Here is a 16,136-nt window from a genome sequence, read left to right on the forward strand (position 1 = left end):
GATGCGCGCAGGCGTGATTAGTTGGCAGCTGGCCCAGACATTCTGGGTCGGCGGGTTATGGCTGCTGCAGTTTGTAATGCTGCCGGCGTTGGCCAAGATCGGCTTGGCGCCGTTGCTGATCGAAGAGGTCGCCGGCAGTCTGCGGCCTTTGCTGGTGGGCTTCGCTGCGTTCTGTGTGTTGCTTCAGGCGGCGGTGCTGATCCAGCTCTGCGGGCTTCGTAGTCTTTGGCGCGATCTGCGAGGTCAGCTGTTACTGGCAGTGCTGCTCCTGGCCGGAAGTCATTTTTCGGCGCGGGCGGGCATTATCGAATCATCGTACTGGTTGGTATTCAGTTACTTGGCGATGGGTTTGTGCGGGTTAATCCTGGTGCTGCAAGTCGCTCCCGGTCGGGAGCGATAGCAGAAGACGGCGGCTGAAAAGTGGATCAGCTCTGGAAGCGATGCACGTTAGAGAGCTGCTTGTTCACTTTGGGGTTCTTGCGATAGATCAGTGCCATCTTGCCGATAGACTGAACCAGTTCGCAGCCGCCAATTTTGCATAATTCATCAGTTAGCGCGCGCCGATCGTCACGCTCGGTGATCCGCAGCTGCACCTTGATCAATTCGTGATCGTTCAGGGCTCGCTCCAGCTCGGCTTGTACGCCTTCGGTCAAGCCGTTCTCCGATACGATCAATACAGGCTTCAGATGATGGCCGATGGATTTGTACTGTTTCTTCTGCTCGTTAGTGAGCGGCATAATTCGACCCTTGCGTCAGAACCCTGGAAAACCCGGCTAGTGTAACTGACACGCTCTGAGCCGCACAGATGAGGTAACAGCTTGGCACGCTCCAAGACCAGCCCGCGTTGGCTGAAAGAACATTTTGATGATCCCTATGTAAAGATGGCGCAGCGGGATGGCTATCGGTCGCGAGCGAGCTACAAGCTTCTCGAGATTCAAGAAAAGGATCGTATTCTCCGGCCAGGCATGACAGTGGTCGATCTCGGGGCTGCACCGGGCGGCTGGTCGCAGGTCACCAGCAGGGTGATCGGTGATCGCGGGAGGCTGATTGCATCCGATATTCTGCCCATGGACAGCATTGCGGACGTTACCTTTGTTCTCGGTGATTTTACTGAGGACGAAGTATTCGCTGAGATCCTTCAGGCCATCGGTGAAACGCAAGTTGACCTTGTGATTTCCGATATGGCCCCCAATATGAGTGGGGTGAAGGTTGCTGACCAGGCGCGAGCGATGTTTCTCTGCGAGCTTGCGCTTGATCTGGCCATGCGAGTTCTGCGCCCCGGTGGGGACTTTCTGATCAAGATTTTCCAGGGGGATGGTTTCGATGCCTACCTGAAGGATGTGCGGCAGAATTTCGATAAGGTGCAGATGCGTAAACCCTTGTCATCAAGGGACCGCTCACGTGAACAGTATCTGCTGGCGCGCGGATACCGGGGCGATGGCAACGCGCTGGAAGCGCTGCGGTCTTAACCGAATGGAGCTGAACCATCCCGTCGAACCCGAGCCTATGATTTACCGGCTAGCATGTTTCATATCGGGTTACAGACCGAGCTGCGCGTTCAGCAACGTTGTGTAGTAAGTTAGGCCGAGAGCGAACCATCGGCCGTCATGCAGGCTCCCGAAAACCCGCCTGCTCTAGAGGGTAGTGAATTGAACGACATGGCAAAGAACCTGATTTTGTGGTTGATCATTGCCGCTGTCCTGGTGACGGTGATGAACAACTTTTCCAGCCCGACAGAGCCGCAAACGCTCAACTATTCGGATTTCATCGAGCAGGTGAAAGAAGGTCAGGTCGAGCGCGTGACCGTCGACGGTTTCGTCATTACCGGCAAGCGCAGTGACGGCGAGACGTTCAAGACGATTCGCCCCGCGATTCAGGACAACGGCCTGATCGGTGACCTGATCAACAACAATGTGGTGATCGAAGGCCGGCAGCCTGAGCAGCAGAGCATCTGGACGCAGCTGTTGGTGGCTAGCTTCCCAATTTTGGTGATCATTGCGGTTTTCATGTTCTTCATGCGGCAGATGCAAGGCGGCGCGGGTGGCAAAGGCGGCCCGATGAGCTTTGGCAAGAGCAAGGCTCGCCTGCTGTCCGAAGATCAGGTCAAAACCACATTTGCTGATGTCGCCGGTTGTGATGAGGCGAAAGAAGAAGTCACCGAACTGGTCGAGTTCCTGCGTGACCCCGGTAAGTTTCAACGTCTCGGAGGCCGCATTCCGCGTGGCGTGCTGATGGTTGGATCACCGGGTACCGGTAAAACGCTTTTGGCTAAGGCGGTCGCTGGCGAGGCCAAGGTTCCGTTCTTTACCATCTCCGGTTCCGATTTCGTTGAGATGTTCGTCGGGGTGGGTGCTAGCCGCGTGCGCGACATGTTCGAGCAAGCCAAGAAGCATGCGCCGTGCATCATTTTCATTGATGAGATCGACGCTGTCGGTCGCCATCGCGGCGCGGGTCTCGGCGGTGGTCACGACGAGCGAGAGCAGACGTTGAACCAGTTGCTGGTCGAGATGGATGGTTTCGAAATGAATGACGGCATCATCGTCATTGCTGCCACGAACCGGCCGGATGTGCTCGATCCTGCGCTGCTTCGCCCCGGTCGTTTCGACCGTCAGGTAGTCGTTGGGCTCCCCGATATTCGTGGTCGCGAACAGATTCTTAAAGTCCACATGCGCAAGGTTCCGCTTGGTGACACTGTTGAGCCGGCTTTGATTGCGCGGGGCACGCCTGGATTTTCAGGTGCGGACCTAGCCAACCTAGTCAACGAAGCGTCGTTGTTTGCGGCACGCGCCGGCAAGCGCTTGGTGGAAATGAAAGAGTTCGAACTGGCCAAAGACAAGATCATGATGGGCGCCGAGCGCAAGTCCATGGTCATGTCCGAAAAGGAGCGACTCAATACGGCATACCACGAGGCGGGGCATGCCATCGTGGGGCGCGTCGTTCCGGAGCACGATCCTGTTTATAAGGTATCGATCATTCCGCGCGGTCGGGCTTTGGGTGTCACGATGTTTCTACCCGAAGAAGACCGTTACAGTCTTTCCAAACGAGCCTTGATCAGTCAAATCTGCTCGCTGTTTGGAGGCCGTATCGCTGAGGAAATGACGCTCGGCTTTGAGGGGGTTACCACTGGTGCCTCCAATGACATCATGCGTGCTACCCAGTTGGCCCGTAATATGGTTACCAAGTGGGGGCTGTCCGAAAAGTTGGGCCCTCTGATGTACGCAGAGGAAGAGGGCGAGGTGTTCCTTGGCCGCAGTGCGGGTAGTCAGCACACTAATGTGTCCGGTGACACGGCAAAAATGATCGATCTCGAGGTTCGTAGCATCATCGATCAGTGCTACGGCACGGCTAAGCAGATTCTTGCTGACAACCGTGACAAGCTCGATGTGATGGCCGAGACACTGATGAAGTACGAGACCATCGATGCTGATCAGATTGATGACATTATGGCAGGTCGGACTCCCCGTGAACCGCGTGACTGGCAGGATGGCTCTGGTCCAACCGGAACGCCTATTCAGCCAGAAGGTGGCCGCCCACAGGCGCCGATTGGTGGTCCCGCTGGCGAGCATTAAGCTAAGGCTGCGTTAGATGAGGGAAAAGATGTACTCAACCCGGCTGTCTTGTGGCAGTCGGGTTCTTGATTTGTCCCGCCCACATGTCATGGGCATCTTGAATGTCACTCCCGACTCTTTCTCCGATGGCGGCAGGCATGCGGGTGTCGTTGCTGCATTACGGCACGCCGACGCCATGATGGCGGCGGGAGCGACGTTAATTGACGTGGGCGGGGAATCGACTCGCCCGGGGGCGCGCGCTGTTTCGTCCATCGAAGAGCTTGAGCGTGTTGCGCCTGTAGTAGAGGCGATTGCTCGAGAGCTTGACGTGATTATCTCGGTCGACACCTCGACGCCTGCTGTAATTCGCGAGACTGCCCGGCTCGGTGCAGGCTTGATTAATGATGTCCGCTCTCTATCTCGCGATGGGGCGCTGGAGGCTGTAGCAAGCAGTGGGCTTCCGGTGTGCTTGATGCATATGCGAGGTGAGCCCGGCGATATGCAGAACGATCCGCACTACGACGATGTCGCCAGCGAGGTCGTCAGTTTTTTGCGTGAGCGCATGGAGGCGTGTGCAGCTGCAGGCATGCCAGCCGGCCGGGTCGTGCTCGATCCGGGATTCGGCTTTGCAAAAAATCTCGCGCATAACTTGAGCCTGTTCAACAGGCTGGAGCAGCTCCATACGCTGGGGCGTCCGTTGCTTGTCGGTGTGTCCCGCAAGAGTATGGTCGGCCAAACGTTGCAGCGGGATGTGTCGCATCGTCTCTATGGCAGCCTGGCGCTAGCCGCGCTGGCTGTTGCCAAAGGCGCTAACATCCTTCGGGTGCATGACGTGGCCGAAACGGTTGATGTAGTTCGAATGATTGCTGCAGTGCAGGCGGCAGAATAGGGAATATGTATGGGTAGAAAGTATTTCGGCACCGATGGTATTCGTGGCCATGTGGGGCAATTTCCGATCACGCCGGAATTCATGCTGAGGCTTGGTTGGGCCGCAGGTATGGCATTTCGCAAGCATGGGAAATGTCGCATTTTGATCGGCAAAGACACTCGGATCTCAGGGTATATGTTCGAGTCGGCACTGCAGGCCGGGCTTTCTGCCGCAGGCGCCGATGTCTTGCTGCTGGGGCCTATGCCGACCCCCGCGGTCGCCTACCTGACGCGTACCTTCCATGCGGACGCTGGTATCGTGATCAGCGCCTCACATAACCCTCATCACGATAATGGCATCAAGTTCTTCTCTGGCCGCGGGACGAAACTGCCCGATGAGGTTGAGTTGATGATCGAGGAGCTGCTCGACACACCGATGACGGTCGTGGAGTCGGTGCAACTAGGCAAGGCTTCACGGATAAATGATGCGGCAGGGCGCTATATCGAGTTCTGCAAGAGCAGTGTGCCGACCAGCACAGATTTCAGCGGTATGAAGATTGTGCTTGATTGCGCTCACGGTGCGACCTACAAGGTTGCACCCAGCGTCTTCCGAGAGCTCGGGGCGGAGGTGACGGTTATCGCTGCTCAGCCGGATGGGCTGAACATCAACGCCGGCGTAGGCTCCACTCATGTCGCGCAGCTGCAGAAGGCCGTGATTGAGCAGGGCGCTGATCTTGGTATAGCCTTTGATGGTGACGGTGATCGGGTGATGATGGTCGATCATACCGGCACTCAGGTTGATGGCGATGAGTTGCTCTACATTATTGCCTCAGATTTGCAGGACCGAGACCGTCTGATCGGTGGGGTTGTCGGGACGTTGATGAGCAACCTCGGTCTAGAGTTGGCACTTAAGGCGCGCAACATTCCTTTTGTGCGGGCTAAGGTCGGTGATCGCTACGTGATGGCTGAAATGCTCGAGCGTGACTGGGTGCTTGGTGGGGAAAACTCAGGTCACATTGTCTGCGCGCAGCATGTCACCACTGGAGACGCCATCATTGCTGCGCTCCAGGTTGTGCTTGCTCTGAAGCGTCGCGGTCGTAGCCTTGCGCAGGAGCGCATGGTCTGGAGCAAATGCCCTCAGGTATTGATCAACGTGCGGTTCAGTGGCAATCGGGATCCGATTGCCCATCCCCAGGTGCAGGCTGTCTGTGACAGCGTTACGGAGCGTATGGCTGGTCGTGGTCGGGTGCTGTTACGAAAATCCGGCACCGAGCCGTTGGTGCGGGTTATGGTTGAAGGGGACGACGAAAATCAGGTCCGCAGTTACGCCGAGGAGCTGGCAAGCGCGGTTAAGGAAGTTTGTGTGTGATTTACGCTTGCCAGGTGCCTTTTCGTTGAGTACCATCTGCGCCCACTTTGACCGACGAGGTAAAGCATGCGTCGCCCATTGGTAGCTGGTAACTGGAAGATGAACGGTACCCGCGCCAGCGTCGCAGAGCTGATCGAGGCGCTTCGCCAGCAGGATCTTCCGGCGGTTATAGAAGTTGCTGTATTTCCATCGAGTCTGCATCTGACACAGGTCGTGAGTGGTCTACAGGGCAAGGCGATTGCTGTAGGGGCTCAGGACTGCGCGGCGGATGCCGGGTTCGGTGCGCTGACAGGTGAGGAGTCGGCTTCTCAGCTGGTTGATGCGGGTTCCAGTTGGGTGTTGGTTGGTCATTCCGAGCGGCGTCTGATTTTGGGCGAAAGCGACGAAGTGGTAGGCAAAAAATTTGCAGCTGCATTGGCGTGCGGGATGACGCCGGTGCTATGCCTGGGGGAGACGCTGGAGCAGCGTCAAGCCGGGCAGACTCTGGAAGTGGTTGGTCGGCAGCTTGCTAGTGTCTTGGCTAACGCTGGAGTTGGTGCGTTCGAAAAGGCGGTGGTGGCTTATGAGCCAGTCTGGGCGATAGGCACCGGGCTGACTGCGACGCCGCAGCAGGCTCAAGAGGTGCATGCTGCGATTCGGGAGCAGCTGGCTCGCGAAGATCGACGTATCGCTGATGGCGTGCGAATCCTCTACGGAGGCAGTGTAAAAGCGGAAAATGCTGCTGAGCTTTTCGAGATGCAGGATATCGATGGGGGGCTTATCGGTGGCGCCTCCCTGAAAGCGAATGATTTCGGTGCGATTTGTCGCGCCGCAGGGAACTGATCAGATGTTGCAGACTGTTGTGATTGTGGTGCATCTGCTGGTTGCCATTGGTGTGGTTGCGCTGGTGTTGCTGCAGCAAGGTAAAGGGGCTGATGCTGGCGCTTCCTTTGGTTCGGGTGCTTCCGCAACTGTATTTGGAAGTCAGGGGTCCTCTACCTTTCTTAGTCGATTTACTGCTATACTTGCGGCCGTTTTTTTCGCCACGAGTCTTGGGTTGGCATTTTTCGCAACTCGTCAGGCTGACCAGCTCTCAGGGGCAGGTCTGCCGGATCCGGCGGTTCTTGAAGTGCCGGTCAGTAAGCCAGTAGTGGAAGATGTGCCTGTGTTGGAAAGCACTCCATCCGCACCTGTTGCAGATGATGTGCCTCAGCTGCAGGAGCAGGAATAAGGTTTTTGCCGAGGTGGTGGAATTGGTAGACACGCTACCTTGAGGTGGTAGTGGCCATAGGCTGTAGGGGTTCGAGTCCCCTCCTCGGTACCAAACAAGCAGGCCCGCAGATGCGGGCTTTCTTGTTTTAGTCTTTCGGTTGACCTGTTGTCAGTGTGGTCGTATAATTCGTGCCCAGTTTGACGCGGGGTGGAGCAGTCTGGTAGCTCGTCGGGCTCATAACCCGAAGGTCGTTGGTTCAAATCCAGCCCCCGCAACCAGTTGATAAAAAGCCCCTGTCGAGGGGCTTTTTATTAGCTTCAAGCCAGGTCGCCGGCATCTACAGGCGATCGTCATGGATGGGCGTTTCGCCCATTTTTCATTTGTACAGCATGCGCGAGGGACTTCGATGTCGAGCAAGCTAGAACAGTTGCAGGCCTTGTTGGCCCCAGTGGTCGAGGCGCTCGGCTATCAATGCTGGGGTATCGAATTCATTTCGCAGGGTCGACATTCTTTGTTGCGGGTCTATATCGACCATTCCAACGGAATTCTTGTCGATGATTGCGAAAAGGTCAGCCGCCAATTGAGTGGTGTGCTCGACGTTGAAGATCCAATCAGCTCTGACTACACCCTTGAAGTGTCCTCGCCTGGTATGGATCGGCCTCTATTCACGCTCGAGCAGTTCACGGCCCATGTGGGTGAACAGGTCAAAATAAAGCTGCGTTCGCCCTTTGAGGGTCGGCGCAATTTCCAAGGTCTTCTGCGCGGGGTCGAGGAGCAGGATGTAGTGGTGCTGGTCGACGACCATGAATACCTGTTGCCGATCGACATGATCGACAAGACCAACATAATTCCCCGTTTTGAGTGAGTCGCGGATCCCGCGGACCCCAATGGATTGCGATAGGCGAGGCGTACGATGAGCAAAGAAGTACTGCTGGTTGTGGAGTCGGTATCCAACGAGAAAGGCGTACCGGCCAGTGTAATCTTCGAGGCATTGGAGCTGGCTTTGGCCACTGCTACCAAGAAGCGCTTTGAGGACGAGGTTGACCTGCGGGTCGAGATCAATCGGCAGAACGGTAGCTACGAGACCTTCCGCCGCTGGACGGTGGTCGAGGAAGAAGATTTCGACGATCCGGCACACCAGTTGACCGTCGACATGAAACAGGCTGTCGATGCTGGGGCCAAAGTTGGAGATGTCCTGGAAGAAAAGGTTGAGTCAATCGAGTTCGGTCGGATCGCCGCTCAGACAGCCAAGCAGGTCATCGTGCAGAAGGTCCGGGAGGCCGAGCGCGCCCAAGTGGTTGAGGCCTATCGTGATCGCTTGGGCGAGATCATCTCCGGCACGGTGAAAAAGGTTACGCGAGACAGCGTCATTGTCGATCTGGGCAATAACGCGGAAGCGTTGCTGGCCCGAGAAGACATTATTTCTCGGGAAACCTTTCGGGTCGGTGCGCGAGTTCGTGCGCTGCTTAAGGAAATCCGTACCGAGAATCGCGGTCCTCAGTTGATCCTTTCTCGCACAGCGCCGCAAATGCTGATTGAGCTTTTCCGCATTGAAGTTCCGGAAATCGCCGAAGGGCTGATTGAAGTGATGGCTGCTTCGCGGGATCCAGGATCTCGCGCCAAGATAGCCGTGCGCTCGAAAGATAAGCGTATCGATCCGCAAGGCGCGTGCATTGGTATGCGCGGTTCGCGTGTTCAGGCCGTTTCCGGCGAGATCGGCGGAGAGCGTGTCGATATCGTGCTGTGGGACGAGAACCCCGCACAATTCGTTATCAACGCGATGGCTCCAGCTGAAGTGGCTGCCATCATCGTCGATGAAGATGCGCATGCCATGGATATCGCGGTCGGCGAAGACAATTTGGCCCAGGCAATCGGTCGGGGCGGGCAGAACGTACGTCTTGCCAGTCAGTTGACCGGTTGGACGCTGAACGTGATGACTGAAGCGGACATCCAGAGCAAGCAGCAAGAAGAAACTGGTGACATCTTACGCAATTTCATCGAAGAGCTCGATGTCGATGAGGAGCTGGCACAAGTACTGGTCGAGGAAGGTTTCACCTCTCTCGAAGAGATCGCCTACGTCCCTATGGAGGAAATGCTCGGCATCGAAGGCTTCGACGAAGATATCGTCAACGAGCTGAGAACCCGCGCCAAGGATCGCTTGCTAACTAAAGCGATCGCAACGGAAGAGAAACTGGCAGACGCCCAGCCGGCGGAGGATTTGCTTGCGCTGGATGGTATGGACAACGAACTGGCGGTCGAGTTGGCAGTGCGGGGTGTAGTCACCCGCGAAGACCTGGCCGAGCAGTCGATTGACGATCTGCTCGACATAGACGGCATAGATCAAGAACGTGCCGGCAAGCTGATCATGGCCGCCCGAGCCCATTGGTTCGAGTAAGTAATTAGCGGCCTGAGGAGAGAGATGGATGACGCAAGTCACGGTGAAACAACTGGCCCAGGTGGTCGACACACCGGTCGAGCGACTGCTACAGCAGATGCGTGAGGCAGGACTGTCGCACACCAGCGCCGAGCAAGTAGTGACCGATAATGAAAAGCAGGCCCTGTTGGCGCACCTAAAAAGCAGCCACGGCGCCAAGGTGGATGAGCCGCGCAAGATTACCTTGCAGCGCAAGACCACCACCAAGCTGAAAGTGGGTGGCAGCAAGACCATTAGCGTGGAAGTGCGCAAGAAGAAAACGTTCGTCAAGCGCAGTCCTGACGAAATCGAGGCCGAGAAGCAGCGCGAGCTCGAGGAGCAGCGCGCAGCCGAGGAAGCCGCTCGTCAGAAAGCGGCTGAAGAGGCTCGCCAACAAGCCGAGGAAGAAGCACGTCGTCAGGCCGAAGCTGCCAAAACTCAAGCGCCGGCCGCCGCTTCACCTGAACCGGTTGCAGCTGTGTCTGCTGATCCTGCCCCGGTCGTTGCTCCCGTCGCCCCTCCCGTTGAGGAGCGCAAGAAGGATGAACCGCGCCGTCCCGATAAGGCACGCAGCGACGATGACGAGCGTCGTGATCGCAAGCAAGCTCAGCATCGCCCGTCCTTGAAGGCAAAGGCTCCGTTGTCGCGCACAGCGCGAAGCGGCGAAGACGACGCCGATGGCTTCCGTCGCGGCGGACGAGGCAAGTCGAAGCTGAAGAAGCGCAACGCGCATGGATTCCAGAGCCCTACCGGCCCGATCGTTCGCGAAGTTGCCATCGGTGAGACCATCACCGTCGGTGATCTGGCACAGCAGATGTCGGTCAAGGCGGCGGAAGTCATCAAGTTCATGTTCAAGATGGGCACCCCGGTGACCATCAACCAGGTCCTGGATCAGGAAACTGCCCAGTTGATCGCTGAAGAGCTGGGCCACAAGGTCAAGTTGGTCAGTGATAACGCTCTGGAAGAACAGCTGGCCGAGCTGCTGAAGTTCGAGGGTGAAGCCATCACTCGTGCTCCGGTGGTGACTGTGATGGGTCACGTTGACCACGGCAAGACCTCGCTGCTCGACTACATCCGTCGCGCCAAGGTTGCTGCTGGTGAAGCGGGCGGTATTACTCAGCACATCGGTGCCTATCACGTCGAAACTGATCGTGGAATGGTTACCTTCCTTGATACTCCGGGCCACGCTGCGTTTACTGCGATGCGTGCCCGTGGGGCTCAAGCGACTGACATTGTTATTCTGGTCGTGGCGGCGGACGATGGCGTGATGCCGCAAACCATCGAAGCAATCCAGCATGCCAAGGCTGCTGGTGTCCCGCTGGTAGTGGCCGTGAACAAGATCGATAAGCCGGGCGCCGATCTCGATCGCATCCGCAGCGAGCTATCTGTTCACGAAGTGACTTCGGAAGAGTGGGGCGGCGACACGCCGTTCGTATCGGTCTCCGCAAAGATGGGTACCGGTGTCGACGATTTGCTCGAGGCGGTTCTGCTGCAGGCGGAAATTCTCGAACTGACAGCAACCCCATCGGCCCCGGGCCGTGGTGTTGTGGTCGAGTCGCGTCTGGACAAGGGACGCGGCCCGGTTGCAACCGTGCTGGTTCAGGACGGCACGTTGCGTCAGGGCGACATGGCCCTGGTTGGCTCCAACTATGGTCGTATTCGCGCCATGCTCGATGAGAACGGCAAGCCAATCAAGGAAGCTGGCCCTTCGATTCCAGTCGAGATTCTTGGTCTTGATGGCACGCCGGACGCTGGCGATGAGCTCAGCGTGCTGGCCGATGAGAAGAAAGCCCGTGAAGTGGCCTTGTTCCGTCAGGGCAAGTTCCGCGAAGTGAAGCTGGCCCGGGCGCATGCCGGTAAGCTGGAAAATATCTTCGAGAATATGGGCCAGGAAGAGAAGAAGACGCTTAACATCGTCCTCAAATCCGATGTCCGTGGTTCGCTGGAAGCCCTGCAAGGCTCGCTCAGTGGCTTGGGCAACGATGAGGTTCAGGTGCGCGTCATCGGTGGCGGTGTCGGTGGTATCACCGAGAGCGACGCCAACCTGGCGCTGGCGTCCAATGCAGTGCTGTTCGGCTTCAACGTTCGTGCTGATGCTGGTGCGCGCAAGATTGTCGAGCAGGAAGGTCTGGATCTGCGTTACTACAACGTCATCTACGACATCATTGAAGACGTCAAGAAAGCGCTGACCGGCATGCTGGGCAGCGATGTTCGCGAGAACATCCTCGGTATTGCAGAGGTCAGGGATGTGTTCCGCTCACCGAAGTTCGGTGCCGTGGCGGGTTGCATGGTCACCGAGGGCATGGTGCACCGCAATCGTCCGATCCGCGTTCTGCGCGACGACGTGGTGATCTTCGAAGGCGAGCTGGAATCGCTGCGTCGCTTCAAGGATGACGTCGCCGAAGTACGTGCCGGTATGGAGTGTGGTATCGCGGTGAAGAGTTACAACGACGTCAAGGCCGGCGACAAGATCGAAGTATTCGAGAAAGTCGAAGTGGCGCGCTCGCTGTAACAGCAGCTGTTAGGCAACAGACGGCAAGCATTCAGGGGCGACCCTGAGGCTTGCCGTTTGCCTTTGCAGTACAACGTTTTTTAGGCTAGCAGCTTGCTGCTCAAGGCAGATTTTATGGCCAAAGAATTCAGCCGTACCCAGCGTATCGGCGATCAGATGCAGCGTGAATTGGCGCAGTTGATTCAGCGTGAAGTGAAAGACCCGCGTCTGGGTCTGATAACCATAACCGCCGTCGAAGTCAGTCGAGATCTGTCCCATGCCAAGGTGTTCATCACCGTCATGGGTAAAGACGACGATGAAGATGCGGTCAAGGCCAACCTTCGGATTCTCAACGACGCTAGTGGTTTCCTGCGTATGCAGCTGGGCAAGGCAATGAAGCTTCGTACCGTGCCGCAGTTGCACTTCAACTATGACGCCAGTGTGCGTCGTGGCGTCGAGTTGACATCGCTCATCGAGCGCGCTGTAGCAGAAGATCGCAAGCACAGCGATGATGTTGGAGAGTAGGCTTGGCACAGGTAAAGCGCATTCGCCGCGACGTCAGCGGCATCATCATTCTTGATAAACCCCGTGGGTTTACTTCGAACGCAGCCTTGCAGAAGGTTCGCTGGTTACTCAACGCCGAGAAAGCTGGACATACAGGTAGCCTGGATCCGCTGGCAACCGGCGTGCTCCCCCTGTGCTTTGGCGAAGCTACGAAGTTCTCTCAATATCTGCTGGACGCTGACAAGGGCTACGAGACCGTCGCCCAGCTTGGCGTGACTACCACGACGGCTGATGCTGAGGGTGAGGTGATTCAGCGCAAGCCCGTCTCCGTCAGCCACGCACAGCTAGAAGCTGCTTTGCCGCAGTTCCGGGGTGATTTGCAGCAGATCCCTCCGATGTACTCGGCGCTCAAGCGCGATGGTCAGCCGCTGTACAAACTGGCACGGGCAGGAGAGATAGTGGAGCGCGAGCCGCGTTCTGTTACCATTGCCCGCTTGGATTTGCTCTCGCTTGAGGATGACCGAGCGCGTCTGGCAGTCGCCTGCAGTAAAGGTACCTATATAAGGACGTTGGTCGAGGATATTGGGCATGCCTTGGGTTGTGGTGCTCACGTAGCCGAGCTGCGAAGAACCCAAGCGGGACCGTTCGATCTGAGTCAGACGGTCAGTCTTGATGAGCTTGAACGGGTGCACTCAGAGGGTGGTGCTGAGGCGGTTGATGCCTTTCTGAAGCCAGTGGACAGCGGACTTGAACATTGGCCGCTGCTGCAGCTGTCAGAGCACAGCGCATTTTATTGGCTGCATGGGCAGCCGGTACGCGCACCGGAAGCGCCGAAATTCGGCATGGTGCGGGTGCAGGATCACAATGGTCGCTTCATCGGAATCGGTGAAGTGAGCGAGGACGGGCGCATTGCGCCGCGTCGACTGATTCGGTCCGAGTGACCGATACGCAGCGCGCCCTGAAGGTGCGTCGCGTTACGAGGATGGCTGTTGGCAGGCACGGTCACACCTCTTTTAAAACACGGGATGCAATCCCGGCCTGTTCACAGAAGGAGCCCATCATGGCACTTAGCGTTGAAGAAAAAGCCCAGATCGTTGGCGAGTACAAGCAAGCTGAAGGCGATACCGGTTCCCCGGAAGTGCAGGTTGCCCTGCTCACCGCCAACATCAACAAGCTGCAAGGTCACTTCAAGGCCAACGGCAAAGACCACCACTCCCGTCGTGGTCTGATCCGTATGGTTAACCAGCGTCGTAAGTTGCTGGACTACCTGAAGGGCAAGGACACTACTCGTTACAGCACCCTGATCGGTCGTCTGGGTCTGCGTCGCTAAGCGATGCTGGTGCGAAGCTGAATGCCAAAGCTGGAAGTGGGGTTTGCCCTGCTTCCAGCTTTTGCCTTTCAGAAGCGCACGTTTCGGACAGCGGTAGGGACGACTCCCACCGCTGCCCACAAATTTTGTGTGACATGTCCCGCGCGAGGCTGTGCCCGCAGGATGTGAGAACGATTCCCCAAGGCAACAAAGAGAAGGAACCACCGTGAACCCGGTAATCAAGAAATTCCAATTCGGTCAATCGACCGTTACCCTCGAGACTGGCCGAATTGCCCGTCAGGCCACTGGTGCCGTATTGGTCACCGTTGATGACGATGTGACCGTGCTGGTCGCCGTCACCGGTGCCAAGACCGCCGACCCAAGCAAAGGCTTTTTCCCGCTTTCGGTCCACTACCAGGAAAAGACCTACGCAGCCGGCAAGATCCCGGGTGGCTTCTTCAAACGTGAAGCACGTCCTTCCGAAAAGGAAACGCTGACCTCGCGCCTGATCGATCGTCCGATCCGTCCGCTGTTCCCAGAAGGCTTTCAAAACGAAGTACAGGTCATCTGTACTGTCGTGTCGACCAGCAAGAAAACCGATCCGGACATCGCTGCGATGATCGGTACATCGGCTGCGCTGGCAATTTCCGGTATTCCGTTCAACGGTCCGATCGGTGCCGCACGCGTTGCCTTCCATCCAGAAACCGGCTACCTGCTAAACCCGACATACGAGCAACTCAAGGCATCCAGCCTGGACATGGTTGTTGCCGGTACCAAAGACGCCGTGCTGATGGTTGAATCAGAAGCCAAAGAGCTGACAGAAGATCAGATGCTGGGCGCCGTACTCTTCGCTCACGACGAGTTCCAGGCCGTTGTTCAGGCCGTAACCGAGCTGGCGGCTGAAGCAGGTAAGCCAACCTGGGACTGGCAGCCGAAAGCTGAAAACACTCAGCTGCTCAGCGCTATTCGTAGCGAATTCGGCGAGGCCATCTCGCAGGCGTACACCATCACCATCAAGCAGGACCGCTATGCGCGCCTGGGTGAGCTGAAAGACCAGATCGTTGCCAAGTTCTCCGGTGAAGAAGGTCAGCCGTCAGCCGGTGAAGTCAAAGAAGCCTTTGGCGAAATCGAATACCGCACCGTCCGCGAGAACATCGTCAACGGCAAGCCTCGTATCGATGGCCGTGATACCCGTACCGTGCGTGGTCTGAACATCGAAGTTGGCGTGCTCGACAAAACTCACGGCTCGGCGCTGTTCACCCGTGGTGAAACCCAGGCGCTAGTGGTTGCCACTCTGGGCACCGCGCGCGACGCTCAGCTGCTCGATACCCTCGAAGGCGAGAAGAAAGATCCCTTCATGCTGCACTACAACTTCCCGCCGTACTCGGTCGGTGAGTGTGGTCGCATGGGCGCTACTGGTCGCCGCGAGATCGGTCACGGCCGTCTGGCCCGTCGTTCCGTTTCGGCCATGCTGCCAAGCGCTGACGAGTTCCCGTACACCATTCGCGTGGTTTCCGAGATCACCGAGTCCAACGGTTCCAGCTCCATGGCTTCGGTTTGTGGTGCCTCCCTCGCACTGATGGACGCCGGTGTGCCGATGAAGGCACCTGTTGCTGGTATCGCCATGGGCCTGGTCAAGGAAGGCGAGAAGTTCGCCGTTCTGACCGACATCCTGGGTGACGAAGATCACCTGGGCGACATGGACTTCAAGGTTGCCGGTACCGCCAAAGGCGTTACCGCGCTCCAGATGGACATCAAGATCCAGGGCATCACCGAAGAGATCATGGAGATCGCGCTGGGTCAGGCGCTGGAAGCGCGTCTGAACATTCTCGGTCAGATGAATCAGGTCATTGGTCAGTCGCGTACCGAGCTGTCGGCCAACGCACCGACCATGATTGCGATGAAGATCGATCAGGACAAGATCCGTGACGTCATCGGCAAGGGCGGCGCCACCATCCGCAGCATCTGCGAAGAAACCAAAGCCTCTATCGACATCGAAGACGATGGTTCGATCAAGATCTTTGGCGAGACCAAGGAGGCTGCAGAGGCCGCCAAGCAGCGCGTTCTGGGTATTACCGCTGAGGCAGAGATCGGTAAGATCTACGTCGGCAAGGTTGAGCGCATTGTCGACTTCGGCGCCTTCGTCAACATCCTGCCGGGCAAGGACGGTCTGGTGCACATCTCGATGCTGAGTGATCAGCGCGTCGAGAAGGTCACCGACGTGCTCAAAGAAGGCCAGGAAGTGAAGGTTCTGGTGCTGGACGTCGATAATCGCGGCCGTATCAAACTGTCGATCAAGGATGTAGCTGCGGCCGAGGCATCTGGCGCATAAGCATCCCCGTGACAGAAAAGAGCCCTTCGGGGCTCTTTTTTTTGGTGCGCCAGGCATGGCGCGTTGCGCGCAAGCGCAACCAGCTTGGCTGTGGTGGCCACGCTGGTGACT

The 16,136-nt window shown here is 57.3% G+C and carries 15 protein-coding genes and 2 tRNA genes; 16 read left to right on the forward strand and 1 reads right to left on the reverse strand.

Annotation, left to right across the window (positions count from 1 at the left end):
* Position 1 precedes the first annotated feature (1 nt).
* Positions 2-400, forward strand: a complete 399-nt coding sequence (locus ACSSNI_RS21180) for a DUF4149 domain-containing protein (RefSeq protein WP_200638483.1) — start codon at positions 2-4, stop codon at positions 398-400.
* A 25-nt stretch (positions 401-425) separates the two neighbouring features.
* On the opposite strand, the gene ACSSNI_RS21185 is transcribed toward ACSSNI_RS21180, so the two are convergent.
* Entirely contained in the window at positions 426-737 is a 312-nt protein-coding gene (locus tag ACSSNI_RS21185; RefSeq protein WP_148926759.1) for a YhbY family RNA-binding protein, read from the reverse strand.
* Positions 738-818: 81 nt separating this feature from the next.
* Between ACSSNI_RS21185 and rlmE the strand changes: the two genes are divergently transcribed.
* The 15 genes from rlmE (at position 819) to pnp (ending at position 16,025) form a co-directional block, all read left to right on the forward strand.
* A complete protein-coding gene (rlmE, locus tag ACSSNI_RS21190) occupies positions 819-1,469 on the forward strand; it encodes a 23S rRNA (uridine(2552)-2'-O)-methyltransferase RlmE (RefSeq protein ID WP_102835590.1) in 651 nt (216 codons plus the stop codon).
* A 189-nt stretch (positions 1,470-1,658) separates the two neighbouring features.
* Positions 1,659-3,569 (forward strand): ATP-dependent zinc metalloprotease FtsH, encoded by a 1,911-nt coding sequence (gene ftsH, locus ACSSNI_RS21195; RefSeq protein WP_148926758.1) that lies wholly within the window; start codon positions 1,659-1,661, stop codon positions 3,567-3,569.
* Positions 3,570-3,585: 16 nt separating this feature from the next.
* A complete protein-coding gene (folP, locus tag ACSSNI_RS21200; RefSeq protein ID WP_200638485.1) occupies positions 3,586-4,437 on the forward strand; it encodes a dihydropteroate synthase in 852 nt (283 codons plus the stop codon).
* Between the two features lie 9 nt (positions 4,438-4,446).
* Positions 4,447-5,784 carry a phosphoglucosamine mutase gene (gene glmM / locus ACSSNI_RS21205; RefSeq protein ID WP_200638487.1) on the forward strand — a complete coding sequence of 446 codons (1,338 nt, stop codon included), beginning with the start codon at positions 4,447-4,449 and terminating at the stop codon, positions 5,782-5,784.
* A gap of 66 nt (positions 5,785-5,850) precedes the next feature.
* Entirely contained in the window at positions 5,851-6,606 is a 756-nt protein-coding gene (tpiA, locus tag ACSSNI_RS21210; RefSeq protein ID WP_102835594.1) for a triose-phosphate isomerase, read from the forward strand.
* Positions 6,607-6,610: 4 nt separating this feature from the next.
* Positions 6,611-6,994 (forward strand): preprotein translocase subunit SecG, encoded by a 384-nt coding sequence (secG, locus tag ACSSNI_RS21215; RefSeq protein ID WP_200638488.1) that lies wholly within the window; start codon positions 6,611-6,613, stop codon positions 6,992-6,994.
* A 7-nt stretch (positions 6,995-7,001) separates the two neighbouring features.
* Positions 7,002-7,087 (forward strand) — tRNA-Leu (locus ACSSNI_RS21220).
* A gap of 90 nt (positions 7,088-7,177) precedes the next feature.
* Positions 7,178-7,254, forward strand: a tRNA-Met gene (locus ACSSNI_RS21225).
* A 128-nt stretch (positions 7,255-7,382) separates the two neighbouring features.
* Entirely contained in the window at positions 7,383-7,841 is a 459-nt protein-coding gene (rimP, locus tag ACSSNI_RS21230; protein WP_102835978.1) for a ribosome maturation factor RimP, read from the forward strand.
* Positions 7,842-7,889: 48 nt separating this feature from the next.
* Positions 7,890-9,371, forward strand: a complete 1,482-nt coding sequence (nusA, locus tag ACSSNI_RS21235; protein ID WP_200638489.1) for a transcription termination factor NusA — start codon at positions 7,890-7,892, stop codon at positions 9,369-9,371.
* Between the two features lie 28 nt (positions 9,372-9,399).
* Positions 9,400-11,901 carry a translation initiation factor IF-2 gene (gene infB, locus ACSSNI_RS21240; RefSeq protein WP_200638490.1) on the forward strand — a complete coding sequence of 834 codons (2,502 nt, stop codon included), beginning with the start codon at positions 9,400-9,402 and terminating at the stop codon, positions 11,899-11,901.
* Between the two features lie 114 nt (positions 11,902-12,015).
* The gene (gene rbfA / locus ACSSNI_RS21245) at positions 12,016-12,405 is read left to right on the forward strand and encodes a 30S ribosome-binding factor RbfA (RefSeq protein ID WP_102835598.1); all 390 of its coding nucleotides are present in this window, start codon (positions 12,016-12,018) and stop codon (positions 12,403-12,405) included.
* 2 nt (positions 12,406-12,407) lie between these two features.
* The gene (truB, locus tag ACSSNI_RS21250) at positions 12,408-13,325 is read left to right on the forward strand and encodes a tRNA pseudouridine(55) synthase TruB (RefSeq protein ID WP_200638491.1); all 918 of its coding nucleotides are present in this window, start codon (positions 12,408-12,410) and stop codon (positions 13,323-13,325) included.
* A gap of 119 nt (positions 13,326-13,444) precedes the next feature.
* On the forward strand, positions 13,445-13,714 hold the full coding sequence (rpsO, locus tag ACSSNI_RS21255; RefSeq protein WP_019342083.1) for a 30S ribosomal protein S15: 270 nt from the start codon (positions 13,445-13,447) through the stop codon (positions 13,712-13,714).
* 205 nt (positions 13,715-13,919) lie between these two features.
* Positions 13,920-16,025 (forward strand): polyribonucleotide nucleotidyltransferase, encoded by a 2,106-nt coding sequence (gene pnp, locus ACSSNI_RS21260; protein ID WP_102835600.1) that lies wholly within the window; start codon positions 13,920-13,922, stop codon positions 16,023-16,025.
* The last annotated feature ends 111 nt before the right edge of the window (positions 16,026-16,136 follow it).

The sequence above is a fragment of the Stutzerimonas tianxiuensis genome (genome assembly GCF_053470365.1).

Excerpts from the sequence above, each read along its gene's own strand:
- nusA (WP_200638489.1), top strand. The coding sequence starts at position 7,890 with ATGAGCAAAGAAGTACTGCTGGTTGTGGAGTCGGTATCCAACGAGAAA.
- ftsH (WP_148926758.1), top strand. The coding sequence starts at position 1,659 with ATGGCAAAGAACCTGATTTTGTGGTTGATCATTGCCGCTGTCCTGGTG.
- rpsO (WP_019342083.1), top strand. The coding sequence starts at position 13,445 with ATGGCACTTAGCGTTGAAGAAAAAGCCCAGATCGTTGGCGAGTACAAG.
- tpiA (WP_102835594.1), top strand. The coding sequence starts at position 5,851 with ATGCGTCGCCCATTGGTAGCTGGTAACTGGAAGATGAACGGTACCCGC.
- rbfA (WP_102835598.1), top strand. The coding sequence starts at position 12,016 with ATGGCCAAAGAATTCAGCCGTACCCAGCGTATCGGCGATCAGATGCAG.
- infB (WP_200638490.1), top strand. The coding sequence starts at position 9,400 with ATGACGCAAGTCACGGTGAAACAACTGGCCCAGGTGGTCGACACACCG.
- ACSSNI_RS21180 (WP_200638483.1), top strand. The coding sequence starts at position 2 with ATGCGCGCAGGCGTGATTAGTTGGCAGCTGGCCCAGACATTCTGGGTC.
- glmM (WP_200638487.1), top strand. The coding sequence starts at position 4,447 with ATGGGTAGAAAGTATTTCGGCACCGATGGTATTCGTGGCCATGTGGGG.
- secG (WP_200638488.1), top strand. The coding sequence starts at position 6,611 with ATGTTGCAGACTGTTGTGATTGTGGTGCATCTGCTGGTTGCCATTGGT.
- rimP (WP_102835978.1), top strand. The coding sequence starts at position 7,383 with ATGTCGAGCAAGCTAGAACAGTTGCAGGCCTTGTTGGCCCCAGTGGTC.
- ACSSNI_RS21185 (WP_148926759.1), bottom strand. The coding sequence starts at position 737 with ATGCCGCTCACTAACGAGCAGAAGAAACAGTACAAATCCATCGGCCAT.
- folP (WP_200638485.1), top strand. The coding sequence starts at position 3,586 with ATGAGGGAAAAGATGTACTCAACCCGGCTGTCTTGTGGCAGTCGGGTT.